This is a genomic window from Vibrio fluvialis (genome assembly GCF_900460245.1).
Classification (GTDB): domain Bacteria; phylum Pseudomonadota; class Gammaproteobacteria; order Enterobacterales; family Vibrionaceae; genus Vibrio; species Vibrio fluvialis.
Genome location: NZ_UHIP01000001.1, coordinates 1548848 through 1571197, shown reverse-complemented (window position 1 = coordinate 1571197; position 22350 = coordinate 1548848). Strand labels below are relative to the sequence as shown.

Genomic DNA, 22350 nt, shown 5'->3' with positions numbered 1-22350 from the left:
GATATGTACATACAGAACATTGAAGCGTTTCTTATCGCCATTACTATTCTCACTTTAACGCCCGGCCTTGATACTGCGCTGGTAATTCGCAACACCTCCCGAGCGGGGATGGTGGATGGCTGTGTGACTAGCCTTGGTATTTGTGCTGGCTTATTCGTGCACGCAACTTTTTCCGCGATTGGTATTTCTGCGATTCTGACTCAGTCGGCTGAGCTGTTCCACTTTATGAAAATGATTGGTGCGGCGTATCTGATTTGGCTGGGTATCTCTAGTTTACGTACCTTGTTGAAAACTGGGCAGGGTATGAATGTGGCGACTTTGTCTCATTCACAGCTCAGCGTTAAGCGTTCTCTGCGTGAAGGTTTCCTGTCTAATGTTCTTAACCCTAAAACTGCGGTCTTCTACCTCGCGTTTTTGCCACAGTTTATTAATCCTGAGCATTCTCCTTTAATGCAGTCTTTGCTCATGGCAGGAATTCATTTTGTGATCGCGATGGTTTGGCAATGTGGCCTTGCTGGCGCGCTAAGCTCAGCCAAGAATCTTTTGAAGAACGCATCTTTTATGCGTTGGATGGAAGGGACAACGGGCTTTGTTTTAGTCGCGCTGGGTTTAAAGCTGTTGCTCGAAAAAGAAACTGTTTAAGAAAAAAGCGCCCATTGGGCGCTTTTTTCTTATCTTGATTGCTGTGCATGGAACGCGGGTTGAACTTCCTTCACGGTATTAGCAAAGAACTGTTTAGTCTCTTCTACCACGATGTGACGCAGCGCTATCAGACCAATCAGGTTCGGAATTGCCATCAAACCATTCACAATATCCGCAATGACCCAGATCATATCCAGTTTCAGGAATGCACCTGAAGCAACCAGAACAATAAATACCAGTTTGTATGGCAATACGGCTTTAGTGCCGAACAGGAACACGATGCAACGTTCGCCGTAGTAGTTCCAGCCAAGAATGGTGGTAAAAGCAAAGAACATCAGGCCGATAGAGACTAGCATTGGACCAATTGTTTCTGCGTTCAGACCAACGGCAAAAGCATATGTTGTCATGGCCGCGCCGGAGAAATCACTTTGCCATGCGCCGGTCAGAATTAATGCCAGGCCAGTCATCGTGCAGATGATGATGGTATCGAAGAATGTACCTGTCATCGAGATCAGGCCTTGCTTCACACAAGAATCGGTTTTTGCTGCGGCGGCGGCCATTGGGGCGCTGCCGAGGCCAGACTCGTTGGAAAACACACCGCGTGCAATACCAGATTGGATCGCCAACATAATGCTCGCACCTAGGAAACCACCCGTCGCTGCAGAGGAACTAAAGGCGGAAGTCAGAACCAACTCCACTGCATTCATTAGTTGGTCAGCGTTTGTCACGATCACACTTAAACAAGCCACGATGTAGAACAGCGCCATAGCTGGTACCACTTTACCAGCAACTTTTGCAATTGACTGAATTCCGCCGATGGTGACGAAGGCAACCAGCAGTGTCAGTACGACAGCGGAGACTTCGCGAGAGACACCGAATGAAATCTCTGTCGCATCAATGATGGCGTTAACTTGTGGGAAGGTACCGATACCAAAGCAGGCAACACCCAGAGCGAAAACAGCAAACATGATAGCCAGCGCTTTAGATCCGACACCGTATTGCAGGTAGTACATCGGGCCGCCGACCATCTGGCCTTTATCATCGACTTTACGGTATTTCACCGCCAGCAGACATTCGGCGTATTTGGTTGCCATACCAAACAGCGCTGCCAGCCACATCCAGAAGAGCGCACCTGGACCTCCCAGTTTGATGGCGGTTGCCACGCCGACAATGTTGCCGGTACCGATCGTTGCCGATAGTGCGGTACACAGCGCCGCAAAGCTCGATACGTCACCTTGTTTGTCGGCAGATTTATCGCGGCTGAATACCATTTTCAGTGCTGTTGGCAGGTGACGGAATTGCAGCAGACCCAAACGAAAAGTGAAATACACGCCAGTGCCGACGAGCAGAATGAGTAGTGGTGGGCCCCAAACGAAGCTATCAATAGTTTGTAAAAATGAAAGAAGGTTGGTCATGTTTTCCCCTTAATAAACAACATCTAAGGAGAAGAGGGAAAGGGCGGATCAAACAGTAAATAGCCAAAAGCTATTTACAATACGGGTTACCTTTCACTCCTCTGTCCTTTTGCCTGAGAGTTTCACTCCGCTTAGTGGATAAGCAGAACTTGCTCCTTCGGCGACCGATTGAACGGTTCTCTCCAGAGGTTCCTCCAACTACAGTCCTCGCTAATTCTTCTTGGGGAAGAATAAAGCACCTGAAAGATTTACTTCTTCGGCGGGTATGTTTGCCTATTTTGTTAAAAATAGGTTAACAACCTCTCTCCTGCAGTCTTCAACGGAACAATTACCTGTATAATCAGGTAATTTGCTTTGCGATACTAACCAAAACAAAGTGTGATGTCATCTACAAAATCAATCGAAGTCAGAAATCTTCCCTAAGATGTGGAGGAATAAACTTTTCTCTGACCTTTCATACGGTATAAGTGGTATAAAATAGAGCGTTATAAAGGGAGCGAGCCATGATCAGACTGATAACCATTGGATTATTGATTGTGCTGGCATACTTTCTGATCCGTTATCGAACCAGTGAGAAAGTTCAGAAAGGTGTGGTGATGACTCTGGGGGCAGCGTTTGTGATTTACATTGTCTCTGTGGTCGTTGCTGAATTATTTCGCTGATGTTGATTTAGGAGTAAAACTTGAACCAGAAACAGTTAGACGATAACGAAGATGTAGTTGTCATTGAAGAGCGCGATAAGCGCAGTTATCTCTATATTGGTATCGCAGCCGTGTTGGGTTTGGCTCTTGGTGGCTTGATTGGCTCATCGGTCACCGCGTCGAAATGGGAAAAAGCCTATCAGACGTTGGAAACACAATATCAGCAATCGAAGAGTGATGATTCGGCTCAGCAGGCCGACGCTGAGCAGCAAACCATCGCTATGAACAGCGAGTGGGAAAATAAGCTTCAAGCAGCGCTTAATGAACAGACGGAACAACACAAAACCAACCTGAGTAAATTGGAAAAGCAGATCACTGAGCTGGAAAAAGTGAATGCGACGCTGGAGAGCGAGTTATCCGAACAGAAAGATGCGCTGGCAGAGGCTGATGCCAAGAATAGCAAGCTGAATCGTCAGGCTGATATGCAAGCGACCATGTTTGAGCGCTCTCGTGAACTATTCCAGAAAGAGCTGAAAATTAAGCAAGAGATGGAAGCGATGCAGAAGGAGCGTGATGCGCTGGTTCCTCAAGTCAAATCGCTTAAGAAAGAGTGTGATATCTATCTGGAAGGCAAATCTTGGGACGCTAAATCGGATGCTTGTGATAAACAAGATGAAGCGAACTCACGTATCAGTCAGCTGGACCAGATGATTCGGGTCCATCAGATGGATCTGGAACAGATAAAATCGTTGTCCGAAGAAATCGGCCTGTAAAAAGCAAAAATAGCTCATCGTTGATGAGCTATTTTTTTATAAGCGACGTAAGGCGGTGAAAGTTTTTGTCTCGTACTAAGGTCTAAGGCAGACAAGAGGCAATCAGTAAGAGAGGGCAGCTATGCTGAGTTGGAAAGACATTCTTGAATTTGCAAATCATGGGAATTTGCAACCAACGCGTCGCGTTGAAAAAACGGCGCAGGAGTGGCAAAAAGAACTGACCGAAGAGCAATATTACGTCACGCGTGAACACGGAACGGAACGACCATTTTCTTCAGAAATGTGCAGCTTGTTTGAGCCGGGCATTTATCAATGTGTGTGCTGTAAAACCGTGCTGTTTGATTCGAATACCAAGTACGATTCGCATACAGGCTGGCCTTCATTCTCTCAACCCGTGAAAAGCAACGCGATTTCGTATCATATCGACACTAAACTGGCGACGCCTAGAGTCGAGGTGCGCTGCAACAGTTGTGACGCACATCTTGGCCATGTCTTTCCTGATGGTCCACCACCAAGCGGGCTGCGTTATTGTGTTAACTCGATTGCGATAGACAAGCAGCGAGATTAATCGCATTCTTTCAAATGTAAAAAATCCAGCCCAAGGGCTGGATTTTCTTTACTTCGTGGCGATGTAATCAGTCGCGGAAGTTATTGTATTGGAATGGTTGTTCCAAGTCACTGTCACGTAGCAGAGCGATGACTGTTTGTAGATCATCGCGTTTTTTACCAGTTACACGCACTTTGTCGCCTTGAATCGACGCCTGAACTTTCAGCTTGGCATCTTTGATCATTTTCACGACTTTTTTCGCCAGATCGGTTTCGATACCCTGAACGAAAACGACATCTTTGTACCAGTTTTTACCTGAATGAACGGAAGCTTTCACGTCCATAGAACGAGGATCCACACCACGTTTCGCCAGGTTGTTCCGCAGAATGTCCATCAGCTGTTGCAGTTGGAAGTCACCTTCAGCAGCCAATTTTACTGTTTCTTCTTTCAGCTCGAAGCTGGCTTCTACGTTGCGAAAATCGAAACGAGTGGCCAACTCACGGTTGGAGTTATCAACCGCGTTACGGACTTCTACAACGTCGATTTCAGAAACAATATCAAAAGAAGGCATCTTAATGTTTTCCTTATGGTTAACTTGCGCGGCGTACTTTAATCGATTGAGCCAGCATATCAAGCATTGTTGCTGTATCTTCCCAACTCAGGCACGGATCGGTGATCGATTGACCATAAGTCAGGTTGTTCAGATCATGCATCGGCTGATTACCTTCAAGAATGAAGCTTTCTGCCATGACGCCCGCCACTTTGTGACTGCCAGATTCAATCTGCTGACAAATGTCTTTGGCGACATCCAATTGCTTGCGGTGTTGCTTTTCGCAGTTGGCGTGGCTGAAATCCACCACCAAACGCTCTGGAAGATCAAACTCTGCCAGTTTAGCACAGGCCGCATCAACCGACGCGGCATCAAAGTTTGGTCCGGTATCGCCGCCACGCAGAATGACGTGCCCGAATGGGTTTCCGCTGGTGCGGTACACCGTCATACGGCCATTTTTATCTGGTGAATAGAAGTAGTGTGAAGCTTTGGATGCGCGAATTGCATCAATGGCGATTTTAACATTGCCGTTGGTACCGTTTTTGAAACCAACCGGGCAAGAAAGCGCGGAGGCCATTTCGCGGTGAATCTGAGATTCGGTTGTTCGTGCACCAATTGCGCCCCAGGTGATCAGGTCAGCGATGTACTGACCCGTAATCATATCTAAAAATTCTGTCGCGGTAGCCAGACCAAGCTTGTTGATATCAAGCAGCAGTTGACGAGCTTTATTCAGGCCCGTTTCCAGTGCATAAGAACCGTCTAGGTTCGGGTCTGTGATCAGGCCTTTCCAGCCGACAACCGTACGTGGTTTTTCGAAGTAAGTACGCATAACGATAAACAGCTCGTTCGCGTATTGATCCTGAATGGCACTTAAGCGGCGCGCGTAATCCATCGCAGCGATGGTATCGTGTACAGAACATGGGCCGACGATCACCAACAGGCGGTCATCTTCTCCGGTCAGAATGCGCTCGATTTGACGTCGAGAGTTAGCAATACGTTCTGCAACTTCATCCGTGATGGGATGGGCGTGGCTAAGTTCTGCCGGTGTAGGCATTGGGCCCAATGCTTGGGTTCTTAATTCATCTGTTTTTAATGGCATAGGATAGCCTGTCCTTTTATTGCGAGGCCCTAAAGATAACGAATTTACCTACTAGAATAAACTGTTAAGCAAAAAAGGAATTTTTCGTAAAGTGTAAAGTGAAAATTTATGCAAAATAAATTCATAAATATTGATTTTTGGCTTGTTTTTCTGGAGTTCTCTCGGTATTTTCGACATAAACATCATAATGATAATCGGAGCAGTAATGAGTTTAGAACATAACGCCACCATTCATGAACAGTTGGCTCTCGGAAACACCTTGCCAAAGGCGATGGCACAAGCACCGAGTTCTTATTTGTTTGTCTCTCTTTCTGAGCTCATTGCGGAAAGTGTGTTTTATCATCCGGCTTTGGTGAGTGGCACAGACCAACTGTCAGAATTGGAAAAAAGTTCACTGGATGCCATGTTAGGTGGCATTCCGCTGGAGCAGCACTTTGTTGCAACCTTGGTTACGCAAATCGAACAGGCCATTGAACCGCATCATCAATCGGTTCGCGTGTGTTTGAGTTGTGCCGATAGTTACGGCTATCAGACTCTGCTGGGCGGCTCTCTGGAGGCTGATGAAGTCAACCCGGCAATGGGGTTGAGAGGGGTTTCGCGTTATGCTTCTGAGTCTTACGCTGCAGCATTTGCACTTGAGTGTGAAGTGATTAAACAACTTCGGTCGAAAGGGTTGGATATTGAAATTGTGGTGCCGTTTGTCCGCACACTGAGTGATGCAGCCACGATTATTGACCGGTTGGCAGTCCAGGGCTTACCGCGTGGCTTGAACGGCCTGAAGGTACTTTACGTTTGTAATGTGCCGTCCAGCGTTATGGTCGCGGATCGCCTGCTGCACTATTTCGACGGTGTTGTTTTAGATTGGGAATCGTTGGCGCAGTTTACGCTTGGCATCGACAAGCTGAACCCGTCGCTGGAATACCTCTACAACCCGGACAGCGAATCGATAACTCAACTGGCGGATATTGCGATTAAAGCTGCGCAACAAGCTAAGAAGCCGGTATTAGTGGTCACACAATCACTTGAACAGTACCCGAAACTGCAAAACTACTTATTGGAAAACGCTCAGGCGGAAGCCATCTTCAACTTCTGAAGTTAAGCAATGCAAAAGCCAGCCAATAAGAAGGCTGGCTTCTTGTTTTCTGTAACATCTCATTGACAATTCAAATGCGGTCTAGTCAACTGGTCTGACAACTATAAAATAAGGTCTGGCCTATGCTCTCCGCACTCACAAAAGCGAATTTTTACCTTAATTACTTTGGCTTAATGAAAGTTCCACTCATCTGGTATTGCCGGCCAAAACTCATCACGCTCAATGACCAATCGGTGGTGGTCCGTATACCGCTGAAGCGTCGTAACAAGAATCACCTCAATAGCATGTATTTTGGTGTTCTCGCGGTCGGTGCAGACGTTGCCGGTGGTTTTATGGCGATGCAGAAAGCGCAACAGCGTGGCGAGCGAGTCTCACTGGCATTCAAAGCGGTGAAAGGTGAATTTCTAAAACGTCCGGAAGCGGATGTGTATTTTCATTGTGATGAAGGTGAGGCCATCGATGCGATGCTCGATGAAACCATTCAAACCGGGGAGCGGGTAAACAAAGCGGTAAAAATTACCGCCACTTGCCCATCACTGCATGGTGATGAACCGATGGCGGAATTCTGGCTCACGCTGTCGCTGAAATGCTCGAAGCGTTAACTCAGGTCGATGGATTCGATATCCACGATCTTGCTTCGGTTTAGCACGATTTTCCAACGGTAATAGCGTGGTTTACTTTTGTGATTTTTCTCTTTAACGATCAGATTAATCAAGTGACGCTTTTCTACCGATTCGCGGCTGACTTGTCCGTTATTGAGCTGATAAATCCGGTTTGAGCCTTTATCCATCAAGCGGGTTAAAGTCCGAAGATCAATCAACATGCTTTCGCGAGTGGCTTCATAGCCACTCATAAATCGCGATGTGGTCATCTCGGTTTCTGAGCGGTAATGGAGAATCTGCTCTTCGCGCTGCACAACACGCTTCTTTCGAATGTTCTGAATGCTGTCGGGTAAATTGCTCAGGCTTTTATAATCCAACCATTCATCTTTCTGACCGACTTGCTTACCCGTACTGGGATCGAAATAGCGACGGCGCCACTTTGGTTTGCCCTTGCGGATCCAGCGCCACAACATGTCGCGCAGGTCATCTTTAAAAATTTCCCGCAATGCATAAATAAATGACATCGCGATGATGAAAGAAGCGGTGATCTCGCCCCAGTAGTCACGTGCGGAAATTGCCGTGATGGTCACCACCACCATGACCAAACCGGTCGCAATCCCTTTCACGGCCCGTTTCATATTTTTGCCGAGGGAGGTGATTTTCTCGTTGAGAATGATTGGGTGCTCAATCAGACGGCGCAGCAGACGCATTTTGTTGCTGAGTCTGGTGATGTCGTTATCGGCTTTATCTGAGTTATAGTGGTTCAAGGCACGATGTGCCTGTTCTTTTTCCACCAGCGTGATCAAGCGTTCTTTGATGGTTTTATATTCGTTATCGCGTGTGAGGTTCGACACCATCGAAAGGAACTTCTGCTCGGTGTACCACGAAAGGTAGTTGTCGATGTTGGCGTAGTAACGTTTAAGCGTTTCTTCATAAGGGATTGTTCTGCGCAGGCGCTTGAGAATATCCAAAGCCAACTCTATAACCGTATCCACTTCTTCAGAGGTGACGCTGTCACTCGTGTTGTTGAGCTGATTGACGGCCTTGTCGAGTGCAATAACGTATTGATAAGCAAACAAACTTAAGCTGACCCGGTATTGGGTAGAAGAGAGTCGGCCGCGCTGCGCCAGTCGGCTGTGCACCAGTGGCAACAGAATCTGGTCACTGTAATAGGAACGCTTTTGATGGATAGAACTGTAAAAAAACTCAGACTCTGATATCACTTCCGGTGTCAGTCCCAACTCCCCGGGGATAAACAGATACATATCAAGATCGAGCTTTTTACTGTCGGACATCTCCGACGAAATCTTTAGGGTGACGGCATCTTGCTTATCGACAGTGATCAACGAAAACTCCTGAAAAAATTGCTTAATTTTCTCTGTTGAATGGGGGAAAGCATAACAGAGATCACGTATAATCTCTGCAAATTTGATGTGAGACAGTTTTAAATGATTAACGTTGGTCAGATTAACAATCTAGAAGTCGTAAAAATTACCGATTTTGGTGTCTTCCTGGACGCCGGGGAGTTTGGTACGACGTTACTGCCAAAACGATTTGCACCAGAAGGTGTGGAACTGGGACACTTTGTTGATGTGTTCCTGTACTTTGATTCAGAAAACCAACTGGCGGCAACGACAGAAACGCCAATCGCCAAAGTGGGTGAATGGGGCCTGATGAAAATTGAAGGCGTTAACACCACGGGTGCTTTCGTCAACTGGGGAATCAAAGACAAAGATTTGCTTGTGCCTTACAGTGAACAACGTGCGCGTTTTGCTGCGGGTCAGAACATTCTGGTTTACGTGTACACCGATAAAGCGTCGGGCCGTATTGTGGGAACAACGAAGTTCAACAAACTGCTGGATAAAACGCCAGCGAAGTACGCGCAAAATGAACAGGTTGATTTGATCATCGCTGAACGCTCGGACCTTGGCTACAAAGCGATCATCAATGGCCAGCATTGGGGCATGATTTTCCCATCCGATGTATTTGGTAAGCTCTTCATCGGTAAGAAGCTGAAAGGTTACATCAAGAATATTCGTGAAGATGGCAAAATCGATCTGGCGCTGCAGAAAGTGGGCGTAGCGAAGATGGATGATCTGAGCGAGAAAATTCTGGAAACGTTGCAGAAGAAAGGTGGCTTCCTGCCACTGAGTGACAAATCGACTCCGGAAGCAATTTTCGCAACTTTCCGTACCAGTAAAGGCACGTTTAAGAAGACCATTGGCGGTCTGTTCAAACAGGGCAAAATCCTGATTGAAAAAGACGGCATTCGCCTGGCTGAATAATCCACAAAAAAAAAGGCCAGAAACGTAAGGCGTTTCGGGCCTAGGGGAATGGCTCCAAAGAGCCTGCGCTAATAGAACTGAGTCTGAGACTGCTTAACGTTAAGTGTAGTACAGACTCATTTTTTCGCGACAAGCAGCCAGCATTTCATGCTGGCGTTTAGCGGTTCAGAATAAGTTTTTATCTCTGACCAGTTCACGAGGCAGACCGTTTTTGACGCGATTGCCCACCCATTTCCCCAGTCCAATCACATCGTTACCATAACGAACAATTACTTCGCCTTGGCCACTTTGACCTTGTGGACGGACATCTCGTCCCATGTACCATTCGCGTGCATCTTCAACCGAAAGTTCAACGCAACGGGTTTCTTGCCCGGTAGCTAGCGCGGTCGCCACCTGATGCTGCCAGCGGTATCCTTTCTTGTGCGTTTCGGCGATTTTGATCCCCATTCGGGAAAAGCGCAGTTCGCCCAACATCGGTTCCAACGCATTAGGGAACAGCCACACATCGCCGTCTCGAAGCCAGATGCTGCTGTCAGCAGGTAGGGAGATACCCAGAGTGGTTTGCAGCTGTTTCTCCACATCGGCTTGGATCTTGTTGCTCGCTTTCTCGAACGGGAACTTGCCCAAACGTTTTTTGACTGGTGGAGCCGCAACGGCGGCAAGTTTACGCATACGTGCCACAAAGAAGCCTTCACAGTCATAAACCTGAGGGAAAATGTGCAGGAAACCTTCTTCAGTAATGGCTTTGTCGGCATCGGTGAACAGAGAGTCGAGGCGCTCAAAACTCACCGCATCGCCGTAGGTGTTTTTCAAGTGCCAGCACACTTGCTGGTTCTCTTCACAACTCAATGTACAGGTTGAATACACCAAGACACCGCCGACCTTCAGTGCCTGAAAAGCACTTTCAATCAAGTCTTTCTGCGTATCTGCAATCGATAATACAGACTCTTTGCTCCAGTTTTTCATGGCATCCGGATCCTTACGGATCGTGCCTTCGCCAGAGCAGGGCGCGTCAATCAATACGGCATCGAACTGTTCCGGTAACCATCCGCCGAAGACTCGGCCATCAAAATTACTCAGCGCTGCATTGCGAATACCACAGCGTTCGATGTTGGCATGCAGCACTTTTACGCGACTGGCTGAGAATTCGTTCGCGACCAGAACCCCCTGGTTGTGCATTAGCGCAGCCATCTGAGTAGTTTTGGACCCCGGTGCTGCCGCCATATCCAGTACTGAGTGGAAAGCGTCTGCTTCATCCATAAACAGTGCTGAAACTGGCATCATGGAACTGGCTTCCTGAATGTAGAACAGACCAGCCATGTGTTCGGCGGTGTTGCCAAGTGGCACTTCGCTTTCATCGGCTTCGATCCAGAATCCGGTTTCGCACCACGGCACAGGCTCCAATGCCCATCCTTTCTCACTGGCGCGTTGCTGAAACTCTTCCACACTGATTTTTAACGTGTTGACGCGAACACTTTTGCGCAGTGGTCGCTGGCAAGCTGCGATAAAATCTTCCATGTTGAGGGATGCCGGAAGGATATCAGCGATCGTAGTAAGAAATTCTTCTGGGAGAGAGATATTCGAATGCAAAATGGTGTCTCAGTCTTGGATTTTGGGGCGGAATTATATACCTATCATTGCCGTACTTGAAGTTACAGAGACGCTGGATATAAAAAGGCAGCCATCAGGCTGCCTTTTTTAGCTCATATCGTCAGGGCTTAGGAATGGCAGTTCGCCATTTTTTCCACTCTTCCTGAGGGGTCGGATAGAGGTAGAACGATTGACCCGCTTTGGCGGCAGCAGTCAGCTGTTTTTGCTCTGGGGTGGCAAAGGTAATCCCGCCGCGCACAATACTGTCTAGCGTGCCGGCTTTGACATTGGCACCACTCAGGCCGATAGAAACGTCTAAGCCGGAAGTATTCCAGAACAGGCTATTCTCACGCACCAGATAAGCGTACTTCGACTCAATTTCGATAGTGGAGATGACGCGATCCGCAAAGTTGCCCAGGCGAACATCCGTTACGCGGCCGACTTCGATGTCGCGGTAAAGTACAGGCGTACCCACATCAATTGAACCTCGGGTCTCGCTTTGCAGGCTAAAGGTGATGCCTTTTGCCTGATAGGGCATAGCAGACAGCGTAAACTGTTTGGTCGCTTTGCCGCTGCCCGGTTTCACTTCAATCGCCTTTGAAATCAGATTCTGCAAGTTGGAGACGCCTTTGAGTCCTACCTTCGCTTCCGCTAGCCAGAATACGGATCCCGCTTTAGTGATATAGGGCGCGTAGGTCGGTTGAATCCGGGCTTTGAAGCGCACTTGTGGTGAGGAAAAATCCGGCAGCACGTCGGTGATTTCGCCCACCTGAACACCGTTGTATTTGATTGGTGTTCCGATGGTAATGCCAGTATTGCCTTGGGCGACCAGCATGATCTCTTCACCATATTTTTGCGCTTGTTGATAATCCGGGTAGAGCTTCCATAGTTCACCCTGTTTGTTTTCGACGCCGTTGATGTTGTCGAACTCTATGCCGCCCTGAATCAGGGTTTGCAGGGGAGCAGCTTTGATACTGACGCCGGACAAAGATGCGTTCACTTCAACGCCGGATCGGCTCCAAAACACGGTTTGTGATGTAATCAAGTGCTTGTACTGATTCTCAATTTTTGCCTCAATCACAACACCGCTTTGTGTCAGCTTGAAGCTGGATACCGTGCCGACTTTAAGATTGCGGTACAACAACGGGCTGCCAGCGTTCACCGGGGGCAGTTCTGGCGCGAATAATTGCAGGGTTTGTGAACCAGACTGATTGTACTTGGCGATTTCAGCCAAAGATTGATTCTGATACAGGCGGTAAGATTGCTGCGTCTTCTCACTGCCTTCGCTGACAAAACTGATTGAGCCGGTTAACAACTGTTTGGCCGGTGGAATCGAAACGCTCAGGCCAGATTCTGTCAATGCAGCACTGGCGGAACCTGTCACGTAAAAACGGCTTTGCGATCGAACAAGCGAGGCGTACTGCTTGTCAATCAGCACATCAAATTCCACCTTATCAGCGGCAAGCTTCACGGCGGTTACCGAGCCGACGGCGACACCGCGATAGAGGATCTGTGCGTCTTTTTCCAAGCCAAATGAACTTTCAGCAATCAGTTTTAGCGCGACTGAGCGTGACTGCTCCTGGCTAAATTCAGCTTTGCGCACGGCGGTAAAATGACGCGCACGGTCGCCTTCGCCTGGCACCAGAGTAAGAAAATTGCCTTTCACCAAATTAGCGAGGTTTTCTACGCCAGTCAGCGATACTTTAGCTTCTTCGAGGACAAAATGGCTGCCTGAATTCAGCAAATCACTGAACGCAGGCTGAACTGCCGCTGATGCGACAATTTTGTCGTTGTTGAGTTGAAGGTTAGTGATTTGACCGATTTCAATTCCGCGATAAATGATCGGCGCACCTGACGGATTAATGTTGTTGTTATCCGGCAGATCAATTTTGACCGGAATACCGCGGCCTGCAGTTTTTAAATCGCGATAGAGCCGGAACTGGGTATTCTGTTCGACGGGTTCACCACCATCGGGGGAATCGACCGCAATTGAGCCACCAATCAGAGCGCTCAGGCTTTCCAGACGTACATCGATGCCATCAAAACCAACCGTGGTTCCAACGCCACTGACGTTCCAGAAGCGGCTTTCGCTGGTAATGATGTGGCGATATTCGTTCTTGATGGAGGCTTGAATGATGACGGATTTTGCACTTTCATCGAGCTGATAACTGTAGACTTCACCAATCGGGATTTTCTTGTAGACGATTTGAGAGCCGATAGAAATACCGCCGAGATCGCTGGCTTTCAGGGAAATGGTCAGCCCGCTGTTGGCCAGCAGATCCGAGGGTGCAGAGTCTAAAGCATGATATTCATCGGGATGATCACTTTGTCCATCAATGTTGCTGCCAGGTTGAATTGCGATGTAGTTACCTGACACCAGCGCATCAAGACCGGAAACTCCGGACAGACTGGCGGTCGGTTTGACCAGCCAGAATCGCGTATCGGCAGAGAGCAGGCGAGTAGCTTCGGGGTAGACATCGGCTTCCACATAGATGCTGTTAAGATCGGAGGAGAGTTTAATGTCTCTGACCATACCCACTTCCAGACCTTGATAGCGAATGGTGGTACGGCCCGCGACCAGGCCTTGCGCATCGGAGAAGTAGATCTGTATGCGATCGCCTGCGTCGTGAATGGCTTTAACCACCAGCCATCCGGCCAGAATCATGGTCAGAATCGGCAAAATCCATAACGGTGAAATGCCCTTATTACGCCTTACGTCCGGCGAGTAGGCTTTTTGTTTTGTTGGTTCGTTACTCATTATCAGACTCGTTCTTCGAAACGGCACCCGGATAGTTATCCCATATCAGACGAGGGTCGAGGCTTTCTGCGGCGAGCATCGTCAATACGACGACCATACCAAAAGCAACGGCGCCATACCCGGGCGTAAAATCAAGAATCTGGCCGCGATCGACCAAAGTCAGCATGATGGAGATGACAAACAGATCCATGACGGACCATTTGCCAATCCATTTAATCACATAAAAAATGAACATTCTCTGGCGGTGGTAAACCTGCCGCTTAAAGCGTATCGCCAGCAATAAATAGATGAGGCCGAGAATTTTCGCTACCGGGACGACAATACTGGCAACGAAAATAATAATAGCAATGCCGATCATGCCGCTGTTCACCAATGAGGCAACACCGGAAAAAATGGTGTCTTCCAAACGCTGGCCATTGGTGATCAGGATTGAAATCGGGATGATATTGGCGGGGAAAATGGCCACGCTGGCCGCTATCACATACGCCCAAGTACGTTCAATCGACTGTGGCTTGCGATGGTAAAGTTTGTGATGGCAACGAGTGCAACGAGCCCCTTCTTCCTGAGATAAATGGCAGTTATGGCAGTGAACCTGTTTATTGTGCGCGTCGTAATCACGCTCCGGTTTCCAAGCTTCCCAGTAGCGGCGCACGCTGATGCGGCTGATGAGCAGCACCGTAAACAGCTGCAACAGCACCAGGCTATACAGGGCTGGGCCGATAAACACATCGGAATAGTCTTTGAGTTTGAAACAAGAAACAGCCACGCTGACCAGGAACACATCCATCATCGCCCATGATTTGAGTTTCTGTATCAGGGTCAGCGAGTAACGAAGCCCGGTAAACCAACGATGGTGAAGCGATATATGGGCTACCACGACCGAACCACAGACGAGAAACGGCGCCAGCGTACTGCAGAAGAAAACCAATAAGGCGAGGGCGAAGTAACCTTCATTACTTAATGCGATGATGCCGGCAGGCAATGAGGCCGGGATCATAACACCGACCAGGCGAATACTGATGAAATCGAAAAACTGCGACGGAATAAACAGTAACAAACAAGTAATCGCAACGGCTAAGTTGCCGGATAACGAAGGGCTGCCGCCGCGGTACAGCTGAGTGCCGCAACGCGGACAATAAGCACTTTTCCCTCGTTCGACCGAGATGACATCAACGGGCAGCTCGCATCCCTGACACAAGCGAACAGAGCCGCTGTCAGTTAAATGTTGCTTTAACGCTTTGATTTTCATCGCAGCGTTTCCTTATTATACATGGTGACGTTGTCACCGTTATGCGTGCGATTGTATTGAACCATACAATGTTTGATACAAACCTTCTTGTTCAACCAGCTCTCCGTGAGTGCCGGATTGACTGACATGACCATCTTCCAGCACGTAAATCAAATCGGCTTGTTTTACTGCTGACAGACGATGCGCCACGATCAGTGTTGTTCTTCCGTGCAGAAACTCTGTTAACGCTTTATGTAATGCCGCTTCGGTGGCGGTGTCGAGCGCTGAGGTCGCTTCATCCAAAATCACAAATTTCGGATTGCTCAAAATCATACGCGCAATCGCTAAGCGTTGTCGCTGGCCGCCCGATAAACGAATGCCGTTGCGTCCGATCTGGGTGTCGAGGCCCAGATTCAGTTTAGTGATCACGTCCTGCATCTGCGCGATATCTAACGCACGCCACAATGACAGCTCGTCATAATCGCTTCCGAGGGTGAGATTATGCCTTAAAGTGTCATTGAAAAGTACAGGTTGTTGTAATACCACGGCTATCTGGCTTCGAATCACATCAAAGCTGATGTCATCGCAGGTCTCTCCGTTGTAGCGAATCTCTCCGGAATTTGCCCGGTATACGCCAATCAGCAATTGAATCAGGGTGGATTTGCCGCCGCCACTGGCACCCACTAATGCGACCTTTTTACCAGCCGGGATCTCAAGTGACAGATCATCTAACACTTTGTGTTCGCCGTCGTAAGAGAAGTTAACGTGCGAAATTGACACTTCCACTTCGCGATCATCGGTAAACGGATTGACCTTACTGGGCGGACGATGTTCTTCTTCTAGCTGAAGCAACTCGTTGATGCGGGTGAGGGCCGCTTTGGCGCTGTACCAGGAAAACTGAATGCCGAGCAGTTCCTGAACCGGACTGAGCATAAACCATAAGTATCCGAACACTGCGAATATCTGGCCAATAGTTAAGTCGCTGAAAACTACCATCAGCATCGCGACGGCGCGAAAGAGTTCAAAGCCCAGCAGAAATAATAAGAAGGACAGACGGCCAGCGGCCTCCGATTGCCAGGCATATTTGTCAGCGTGGTTGCGAACTTCGTCTGCATGCGAGGTCAGTTGGGCGAGAAATTCCCGCTCTTTGTTCGCCGCGCGCAACTGATAAATGCCATCCAGCGTTTCGACCAGACGATTTTGGAAACGTTCAAAGGCCTGATTCTCTCGTTTCTTGAGGTGTTTGACCTTGCTACCGAGCTTGCGAGAAAAATAAATCACAATCGGGTTGACCAGCAAAATAAACATACCTAACCGCCATTCGAGCCACAGCAAAACGATCGCGGTGCCAATGACGGTGAGGAAACTGATGAGGAACTTACTTAATGTCGTGCCGATGAATTGATCGATCGTCTCGATATCGGTAATTAAATGGGCGTTAATCCCGCCGCTTCCTCGGGTTTCATATTGCTTTATGCTGATGCGCCCCAATTTATCAATCATCTTGCTGCGCATTTGGAAAGTGATGGTTTTGGAAACCAGAGTAAACTGCCGGTTCTGCACGATATTGAGTAGTTGGCTGGCCGCACGCATCAGTACCACCAGCAGCAGGGTAAACATGATGTAACCGGTTGGCGTTTGCCAGTCGGATGGGAGCCACTTGTTCATGACCGCCAGACCTGTGCCTGGCTTATTGAGAAGAACCTCATCAACCATCAGTGGCATAAGTAGCGGGATGGGTACACTGATTAAAGTTGCAGCGATCGCAATCGCATTAGCGTACAACAACTTAGACTTATGTTTTTTAACTTGAGTTATGAGCCAAGAACGGCTAATAGTGTCACTGGTATACGTCATTATAATGAGAATGCATCCTATTTAACTTCTGGGTGCCATTGTACGTAGAACCTTTAGTGAAGTCGTTATTTTTCAATTGGAAGTTAATATGAAAATAGAACATTACCACCGCTTAACCAAGCAAGCTGTTGCGTTATTAGAGTCTGAACCGGATATGATCGCAAACTTGTCGAACTTAAGCGCACTGCTCAACATGGAGTTAGAAGACCTGAACTGGGTAGGTTTCTATCTGATGCGTGATGGTGAGTTGGTACTTGGTCCGTTCCAGGGTAAACCTGCGTGTGTGCGCATTCCTGTCGGACGTGGTGTATGTGGTACTGCGGTTGCCACCAATTCTGTTCAACGTGTTTATGACGTCCATGAGTTCGAAGGTCATATTGCCTGTGATGCGGCAAGTAACTCTGAGATCGTGATTCCGTTTTCTATCAACGGTGAAGTTGCAGGCGTGTTAGATATTGACAGCCCAAGTGTTGGCCGTTTTTCAGAAACTGACGAAGAAGGACTCACGTTTTTGATGACTGAAGTAGAAAAGCTGCTTAATTCACACGCGAACAAGGCATAAATTGGTCTTTGCCTGTGGTTTTTCGTAGTCAGGTCACTATAATACCGAACATATTTATACTTAATGCTTCGCGGACCAGCCGCATCAACCAGGAATCCTCATGGAAAACACTGAAAAGTTAAAAAACAGCAAAGAAGTGATTGCGTACATTGCTGAATGTTTCCCTAACTGCTTTACTTTAGAAGGTGAGGCTAAGCCTCTAAAAATTGGTATCTTTCAAGATCTTGCTGAGCGCCTAAGTGAAGACTCTAAAGTAAGCAAAACTCAACTTCGTGCAGCACTAAGACAGTACACTTCGTCTTGGCGTTACCTGCACGGTGTTAAAGCTGGTGCGGTTCGTGTCGATCTAGATGGTAATGCATGTGGTGTATTGGAAGAGCAACATGTAGAACACGCAAAAGCGGCGTTGGCAGAGAGCAAAGCTCGTGTAGACGCCCGTCGTAAAGAGCAAGGAAAAAAGGTGCGTGAAGACGCAAAAGCGAAGCCGAAGGCAGCGAAAAAGCCTCAAGCTCGCCGTCCTCAGCAAAAAGCGGCACCAAAAGCGGATAAAAAGCCTGTAGAAACACGTGCTCTGACAGCTGATGAACTGAATGTTGGCAAAGAAGTGAACGTGAACATGGGCAAAGGCAACATGGCTGCGACCATCGTTGAAATCAATAAGGAAGATGTGCGTGTTCAACTCGGCAACGGCCTGCAAATGGTTGTGAAAGCGGAGCACTTGCGCGCATAAAGGAGAAATTCCTACGCATGAAATGCCGTTCAAAATTATCTCTGATTGCTGCTAGCCTTTGGCTAGCAGCCTTTTCAGTTCAGGCTCTCGAAGCCAATATCCACAAAGAGGATCTTCCTCTTCTTTCCCCTGAAGTTCAGCATGAAACCGCGAGCAAACGCGTTACGTCTCGTTTTACTCGTTCTCATTACAAACATTTCAATCTCGACGATCAGTTTTCCCAAGCGATTTTTGAACGTTATATCGAAATGCTGGACTACAATCGCAACCTGTTTACTCAGGCTGACATCGATTCTTTCAAAGACTGGTCAGTTCAACTTGATGACCAACTCAAGGTAGGCAATAACCAAATCGCCTTTGATTTGTATAACCTGTCGATGGAAAAGCGTTTTGACCGTTTTCAATATGCGCTGTCTTTATTGGACCACGAAATCACCTTTGATACCGATGAATCGATTGAGCTTGACCGTTCAAAAGCGGCGTGGCCAAAAGATCAGGCTGAAGTCGATGAGTTGTGGCGTAAACGCGTTAAATACGACGCGCTGAACCTCAAGCTGGCGGGTAAAGAGTGGCCGGAAATCAAAGAAACGCTGGCGAAACGTTACAACAATGCGATTAAACGCCTAACTCAAACGCACAGTGAAGATGTATTCCAACTTTACATGAATGCGTTTGCACGTCAGATTGACCCGCACACCAGCTACTTATCACCTCGCAATGCCGAGCAGTTCCAGTCTGAGATGAATCTTTCACTGGAAGGTATTGGTGCTGTGCTGCAGATGACGGACGACTACACCGTAATTCGTTCACTGGTAGCCGGTGGTCCGGCTTCGAACAGCAAACAGTTGGGTGAGGGTGACCGCATTATCGGTGTGGGCCAAGACGGTGAAGATATTGTCGATGTCATTGGCTGGCGTTTGGACGATGTTGTACAGCTGATTAAGGGACCGAAAGGGACCAAAGTGAAGCTGCAGGTTCTGCCTGACGGCAAAGATGCAAAAAGTCACGTTGTCACAATTGTACGTGACAAGATTCGTCTGGAAGACCGCGCAGTTAAGTCAGAGATCATTGAAAAAGATGGCAAGAAAATCGGCGTGCTTGAAGTCCCGAGTTTCTATGTTGGTCTGTCTCAAGATACTGACAAGCTGATCACTGAGCTGAAAGCAAAGAATGTAGATGGCATCATCGTGGATCTGCGTAATAACGGTGGCGGCGCGCTGACAGAAGCAACAGCGTTATCTGGTCTGTTTATTACCAGTGGTCCGGTAGTTCAGGTTCGAGACAGCTACGGCCGAGTGAATGTGAACAGCGATACGGACGGCAAGGTGAGTTACAGCGGCCCGATGACCGTTCTGATCAACCGCTACAGTGCTTCAGCGTCTGAAATTTTTGCCGCAGCAATGCAAGATTATGGCCGTGCGATCATTTTGGGTGAAAACTCATTTGGTAAAGGTACGGTTCAACAACATCGCTCGTTAAATCATATTTACGATCTGTTTGATAAAGAGCTGGGTTACGTACAGTACACCATTCAAAAGTTCTACCGTATTGATGGCGGCAGTACTCAGAACAAAGGTGTCATTCCGGATATTGCTTTCCCGACAGCGGTTGATGCTGCTGAAACGGGTGAAAGTATGGAATCGAATGCGCTGCCTTGGGACAGTATCGATAAAGCGAAGTATGAAAAGCTGCATGATTTTCACAAGATGATCACGGCACTGAGTGCGGAACATCAGACGCGCATCGCTAAGGATATGGAGTTTAGCTTTATCCAGCAGGATATTGCGAAGTACAAAGCAGAGAAAGACGATAACTACCTGTCTTTAAATGAGAAAGTACGTAAAGCTCAGAGTGAGAAATCTGATCAGGAACGCTTAGATCGTATCAATACTCGTCAGAAAGCGATGGGCAAGAAAGAGTTTAAGACGTTGCAAGATGTGCCAAAAGATTACGAAGCACCAGATGCTTATCTGGATGAATCGGTCGCCATCATGGTGGACATGATCAAGCAATCGTAAGATGCAAATGATGAAAAGCGGGCTTTAAGCCCGCTTTTTTTGTCCGTTGAGTTTTATTAGACATGCACCATTTGCATCGCGATATCGCGGCCATTGCCGCGAATACGATCAATCGTTGCCGCGAAACTGGCCGATACTCTGAGTAGTCGTGAATCCGGATGTTCGGCAAGAAAGTTTGCTTTATCCAACTCTTGCTGAAACAAATCCCAACGTTCGTTGATGGATCGCGCAAAGTGCAGAATCGTTGCCAGTTTGGGTGATACCTCGGCCTCTCTCGGTTCGTTGAAATGTTCAATGGCATCGGCCATCTCTTCCGGAAATTTCCAACTGCGTGCAAGCCGTGCACCCAAGGTCGGAGAGGAGACATCCAATAACTCTTCCTGAACAGAGAAAGGCTCTTCTCCTAACTCAATTCTTTGATTAATAACCATGGCCTGTTCCGGAACCAGCGTATGAATCATCAGCTCGCCGATGTTGTGCAGAATGCCAGTGGTGAATACTTCGTTCGTGTCCATACCGACTTCCGCTGCAAGCTTGCTTGAAATCACCGATACTTCAAAGGTGTCTGTCCAATACTTTTCCATATCCAGTGTCGTGATATGCGGGAAAGCGCTCGACAGCACGGACGCTACGACCAGAGTTCTGACTGGCCCCGTTCCCACTCGAATCAAGGCATCATTGACGGTTGCAATGGTTTTGTTGCCGCCAAAATGTGCAGAGTTCGCCATACGTAACAAGCGAGCGCTGAGTACCTGATCCATTTCAATTTTATGGGCGAGTTGGTGAAAATCGACATCGTCCTGATTCACCATTTCAAGTAATTCGTGCAGCAGACTTTGAATGCGGGGAAGTTCGTTTAAACGAGAAATTAGTGCCACCTGACTCATGTTTGTTGTCTCCTTGAGGATTTGGTTTTCTGACTATAGTTCAGCCGTTCTCAATAAGACAAAATTGACGGTTACACTTTTTTAACAATAGTTCGGCCGTTATCTTTTGTTTAAAACGGAGAAGAAAACCAAGTTTTATATCCACTTAGATAGGCCCATTTATCAACAGAACGATCAGTAAAAAGTCGTTGAAAAGAATGGTTATTGTGATTTATATCAAATAATTTAGCGTTATGTGTACGGTCAGCCTAAGCTTAAAGAAAAAAGTGAGGGGAAGCGCGATGAAATGGGTAATGATGATTTTCGCTTGTCTGAGCTTGGTTTCCACCGGCCCAGCGTTTAGCGTAAATGATTCTGATAACAGAGATTTAACACAGTTTGACCAGCCTTTTTTATTGGGTGACTGGTATCTGATTAATCCTAATCCGGAAGAATCGCGGGAGAATTTTCTGGCGATTAAGCTCAACTTAGAGTCTGACTATACCTTTGCTATTGATATACAAAAGAAAGACTACAGTGTGGATCATTGGGAAGGTATGTACGCAGCCAACAATGACACCATTATTCTTGGGCTGAACTCCGACGAACCTCAGGTTTATGCCTATAAAGGCAATCATAATTTGTTGCATCTCAATGGCGTTACGTTCACTAAAGCTTTATCGAATGCGTTGGCAGGAATTTGGTCCAGTACGTCGCTGTCTGGTGATGATCTCTCTTCAGGAAACATTCAGAGTGTTGACCTGATTCTCCAACCCGATTTTGTGTTTCTGTTCCGGGCCAGTGGGAGCAATGGTATCGAAGCCATTCACCGTGGAGTCTATTACACAGAGGGGAATCATCTTGTACTGATGTATGAAGATGGTGAACAGGACACACGCTACACCCTAAATCAGGACCAGCTGACGTTGGAAGTGGAAGATGGCTCGATGTATGCGGTGATGGATCGTATCCGTTAACAGCAACGCCAGAAGTTTTCTGAACCACTGCCTAGTCGTTGATGATTAGAGAAATCTGTTATTCCGTTCTTACTCGCTAGCAAGATAACGAGGTATTTAATGCAAATACCTCGTTTT

The 22350-nt window shown here is 47.6% G+C and carries 20 protein-coding genes and 1 riboswitch; of the genes, 11 read left to right on the top strand and 9 right to left on the bottom strand.

Annotation, left to right across the window (positions count from 1 at the left end):
- Positions 1-3 precede the first annotated feature (3 nt).
- Entirely contained in the window at positions 4-642 is a 639-nt protein-coding gene (locus tag DYA43_RS07415; RefSeq protein ID WP_020331121.1) for a LysE family translocator, read from the top strand.
- Between the two features lie 29 nt (positions 643-671).
- Here the strand turns inward: DYA43_RS07415 and DYA43_RS07410 are convergent, their stop codons facing one another.
- Positions 672-2057 (bottom strand): alanine/glycine:cation symporter family protein, encoded by a 1386-nt coding sequence (locus tag DYA43_RS07410; protein ID WP_061056541.1) that lies wholly within the window; start codon positions 2055-2057, stop codon positions 672-674.
- A gap of 91 nt (positions 2058-2148) precedes the next feature.
- Positions 2149-2253, bottom strand: a riboswitch (glycine riboswitch).
- Between the two features lie 307 nt (positions 2254-2560).
- Here DYA43_RS07410 and DYA43_RS22950 point away from each other — a divergent pair.
- From DYA43_RS22950 to msrB, 3 genes are all read left to right on the top strand, one after another.
- Entirely contained in the window at positions 2561-2719 is a 159-nt protein-coding gene (locus DYA43_RS22950) for a hypothetical protein (protein ID WP_020331119.1), read from the top strand.
- A gap of 20 nt (positions 2720-2739) precedes the next feature.
- The gene (locus tag DYA43_RS07405; RefSeq protein WP_061056540.1) at positions 2740-3471 is read left to right on the top strand and encodes a hypothetical protein; all 732 of its coding nucleotides are present in this window, start codon (positions 2740-2742) and stop codon (positions 3469-3471) included.
- Positions 3472-3592: 121 nt separating this feature from the next.
- Positions 3593-4039, top strand: coding sequence for a peptide-methionine (R)-S-oxide reductase MsrB (gene msrB, locus DYA43_RS07400; protein ID WP_061056539.1), 447 nt, complete (start codon positions 3593-3595; stop codon positions 4037-4039).
- A 67-nt stretch (positions 4040-4106) separates the two neighbouring features.
- On the opposite strand, the gene DYA43_RS07395 is transcribed toward msrB, so the two are convergent.
- A complete protein-coding gene (locus DYA43_RS07395; RefSeq protein ID WP_020331114.1) occupies positions 4107-4589 on the bottom strand; it encodes a YajQ family cyclic di-GMP-binding protein in 483 nt (160 codons plus the stop codon).
- 19 nt (positions 4590-4608) lie between these two features.
- A complete protein-coding gene (locus DYA43_RS07390) occupies positions 4609-5667 on the bottom strand; it encodes a 3-deoxy-7-phosphoheptulonate synthase (protein WP_020331113.1) in 1059 nt (352 codons plus the stop codon).
- A 205-nt stretch (positions 5668-5872) separates the two neighbouring features.
- Between DYA43_RS07390 and DYA43_RS07385 the strand changes: the two genes are divergently transcribed.
- Together DYA43_RS07385 and DYA43_RS07380 are read left to right on the top strand one after the other, a co-directional pair.
- On the top strand, positions 5873-6760 hold the full coding sequence (locus DYA43_RS07385) for a putative PEP-binding protein (protein WP_061056538.1): 888 nt from the start codon (positions 5873-5875) through the stop codon (positions 6758-6760).
- A gap of 122 nt (positions 6761-6882) precedes the next feature.
- Positions 6883-7362 (top strand): PaaI family thioesterase, encoded by a 480-nt coding sequence (locus DYA43_RS07380; RefSeq protein ID WP_020331111.1) that lies wholly within the window; start codon positions 6883-6885, stop codon positions 7360-7362.
- On the opposite strand, the gene DYA43_RS07375 is transcribed toward DYA43_RS07380, so the two are convergent.
- Entirely contained in the window at positions 7359-8708 is a 1350-nt protein-coding gene (locus DYA43_RS07375) for a hypothetical protein (RefSeq protein ID WP_024374830.1), read from the bottom strand. The genes DYA43_RS07380 and DYA43_RS07375 overlap by 4 nt on opposite strands.
- Before the next feature lie 102 nt (positions 8709-8810).
- Here DYA43_RS07375 and DYA43_RS07370 point away from each other — a divergent pair, with 102 nt between their 5' ends.
- Complete coding sequence (locus tag DYA43_RS07370; protein WP_032080168.1) at positions 8811-9647, top strand: CvfB family protein; 837 nt, start codon at positions 8811-8813, stop codon at positions 9645-9647.
- Between the two features lie 165 nt (positions 9648-9812).
- On the opposite strand, the gene rsmF is transcribed toward DYA43_RS07370, so the two are convergent.
- From rsmF to DYA43_RS07350, 4 genes are all read right to left on the bottom strand, one after another.
- Entirely contained in the window at positions 9813-11237 is a 1425-nt protein-coding gene (gene rsmF, locus DYA43_RS07365) for a 16S rRNA (cytosine(1407)-C(5))-methyltransferase RsmF (protein ID WP_024374267.1), read from the bottom strand.
- Between the two features lie 121 nt (positions 11238-11358).
- Positions 11359-13995: an MlaD family protein gene (locus DYA43_RS07360; RefSeq protein ID WP_061056537.1), complete on the bottom strand. Its 2637-nt coding sequence runs from the start codon at positions 13993-13995 to the stop codon at positions 11359-11361.
- The gene (locus DYA43_RS07355) at positions 13988-15244 is read right to left on the bottom strand and encodes a paraquat-inducible protein A (protein WP_020432238.1); all 1257 of its coding nucleotides are present in this window, start codon (positions 15242-15244) and stop codon (positions 13988-13990) included. Before DYA43_RS07355 ends, DYA43_RS07360 begins: the two co-directional genes overlap by 8 nt.
- Before the next feature lie 39 nt (positions 15245-15283).
- Positions 15284-17080, bottom strand: coding sequence for an ABC transporter ATP-binding protein (locus DYA43_RS07350; protein WP_061056536.1), 1797 nt, complete (start codon positions 17078-17080; stop codon positions 15284-15286).
- Between the two features lie 88 nt (positions 17081-17168).
- On the opposite strand from DYA43_RS07350, the gene msrC reads away from it, so the two are divergent.
- The 3 genes from msrC (at position 17169) to prc (ending at position 20390) form a co-directional block, all read left to right on the top strand.
- On the top strand, positions 17169-17642 hold the full coding sequence (gene msrC, locus DYA43_RS07345; RefSeq protein ID WP_020331104.1) for a free L-methionine (R)-S-oxide reductase MsrC: 474 nt from the start codon (positions 17169-17171) through the stop codon (positions 17640-17642).
- A 100-nt stretch (positions 17643-17742) separates the two neighbouring features.
- On the top strand, positions 17743-18372 hold the full coding sequence (proQ, locus tag DYA43_RS07340; RefSeq protein ID WP_020331103.1) for an RNA chaperone ProQ: 630 nt from the start codon (positions 17743-17745) through the stop codon (positions 18370-18372).
- 17 nt (positions 18373-18389) lie between these two features.
- The gene (gene prc / locus DYA43_RS07335; RefSeq protein WP_020331102.1) at positions 18390-20390 is read left to right on the top strand and encodes a carboxy terminal-processing peptidase; all 2001 of its coding nucleotides are present in this window, start codon (positions 18390-18392) and stop codon (positions 20388-20390) included.
- Between the two features lie 56 nt (positions 20391-20446).
- Here the strand turns inward: prc and DYA43_RS07330 are convergent, their stop codons facing one another.
- On the bottom strand, positions 20447-21277 hold the full coding sequence (locus DYA43_RS07330) for an HDOD domain-containing protein (RefSeq protein WP_020331101.1): 831 nt from the start codon (positions 21275-21277) through the stop codon (positions 20447-20449).
- A gap of 281 nt (positions 21278-21558) precedes the next feature.
- Between DYA43_RS07330 and DYA43_RS07325 the strand changes: the two genes are divergently transcribed.
- Positions 21559-22233, top strand: coding sequence for a hypothetical protein (locus tag DYA43_RS07325; RefSeq protein ID WP_020331100.1), 675 nt, complete (start codon positions 21559-21561; stop codon positions 22231-22233).
- The last annotated feature ends 117 nt before the right edge of the window (positions 22234-22350 follow it).

What these genes read in the sequence shown, in the direction of transcription:
- DYA43_RS07370 (WP_032080168.1), top strand. Translation starts at nt 8,811, where the DNA reads ATGATTAACGTTGGTCAGATTAACAATCTAGAAGTCGTAAAAATTACC.
- DYA43_RS07390 (WP_020331113.1), bottom strand. Translation starts at nt 5,667, where the DNA reads ATGCCATTAAAAACAGATGAATTAAGAACCCAAGCATTGGGCCCAATG.
- DYA43_RS07395 (WP_020331114.1), bottom strand. Translation starts at nt 4,589, where the DNA reads ATGCCTTCTTTTGATATTGTTTCTGAAATCGACGTTGTAGAAGTCCGT.
- msrC (WP_020331104.1), top strand. Translation starts at nt 17,169, where the DNA reads ATGAAAATAGAACATTACCACCGCTTAACCAAGCAAGCTGTTGCGTTA.
- DYA43_RS07410 (WP_061056541.1), bottom strand. Translation starts at nt 2,057, where the DNA reads ATGACCAACCTTCTTTCATTTTTACAAACTATTGATAGCTTCGTTTGG.
- prc (WP_020331102.1), top strand. Translation starts at nt 18,390, where the DNA reads ATGAAATGCCGTTCAAAATTATCTCTGATTGCTGCTAGCCTTTGGCTA.
- DYA43_RS07330 (WP_020331101.1), bottom strand. Translation starts at nt 21,277, where the DNA reads ATGAGTCAGGTGGCACTAATTTCTCGTTTAAACGAACTTCCCCGCATT.
- DYA43_RS22950 (WP_020331119.1), top strand. Translation starts at nt 2,561, where the DNA reads ATGATCAGACTGATAACCATTGGATTATTGATTGTGCTGGCATACTTT.
- DYA43_RS07350 (WP_061056536.1), bottom strand. Translation starts at nt 17,080, where the DNA reads ATGACGTATACCAGTGACACTATTAGCCGTTCTTGGCTCATAACTCAA.
- DYA43_RS07385 (WP_061056538.1), top strand. Translation starts at nt 5,873, where the DNA reads ATGAGTTTAGAACATAACGCCACCATTCATGAACAGTTGGCTCTCGGA.
- DYA43_RS07325 (WP_020331100.1), top strand. Translation starts at nt 21,559, where the DNA reads ATGAAATGGGTAATGATGATTTTCGCTTGTCTGAGCTTGGTTTCCACC.
- DYA43_RS07360 (WP_061056537.1), bottom strand. Translation starts at nt 13,995, where the DNA reads ATGAGTAACGAACCAACAAAACAAAAAGCCTACTCGCCGGACGTAAGG.
- proQ (WP_020331103.1), top strand. Translation starts at nt 17,743, where the DNA reads ATGGAAAACACTGAAAAGTTAAAAAACAGCAAAGAAGTGATTGCGTAC.
- DYA43_RS07355 (WP_020432238.1), bottom strand. Translation starts at nt 15,244, where the DNA reads ATGAAAATCAAAGCGTTAAAGCAACATTTAACTGACAGCGGCTCTGTT.
- DYA43_RS07380 (WP_020331111.1), top strand. Translation starts at nt 6,883, where the DNA reads ATGCTCTCCGCACTCACAAAAGCGAATTTTTACCTTAATTACTTTGGC.
- msrB (WP_061056539.1), top strand. Translation starts at nt 3,593, where the DNA reads ATGCTGAGTTGGAAAGACATTCTTGAATTTGCAAATCATGGGAATTTG.
- DYA43_RS07415 (WP_020331121.1), top strand. Translation starts at nt 4, where the DNA reads ATGTACATACAGAACATTGAAGCGTTTCTTATCGCCATTACTATTCTC.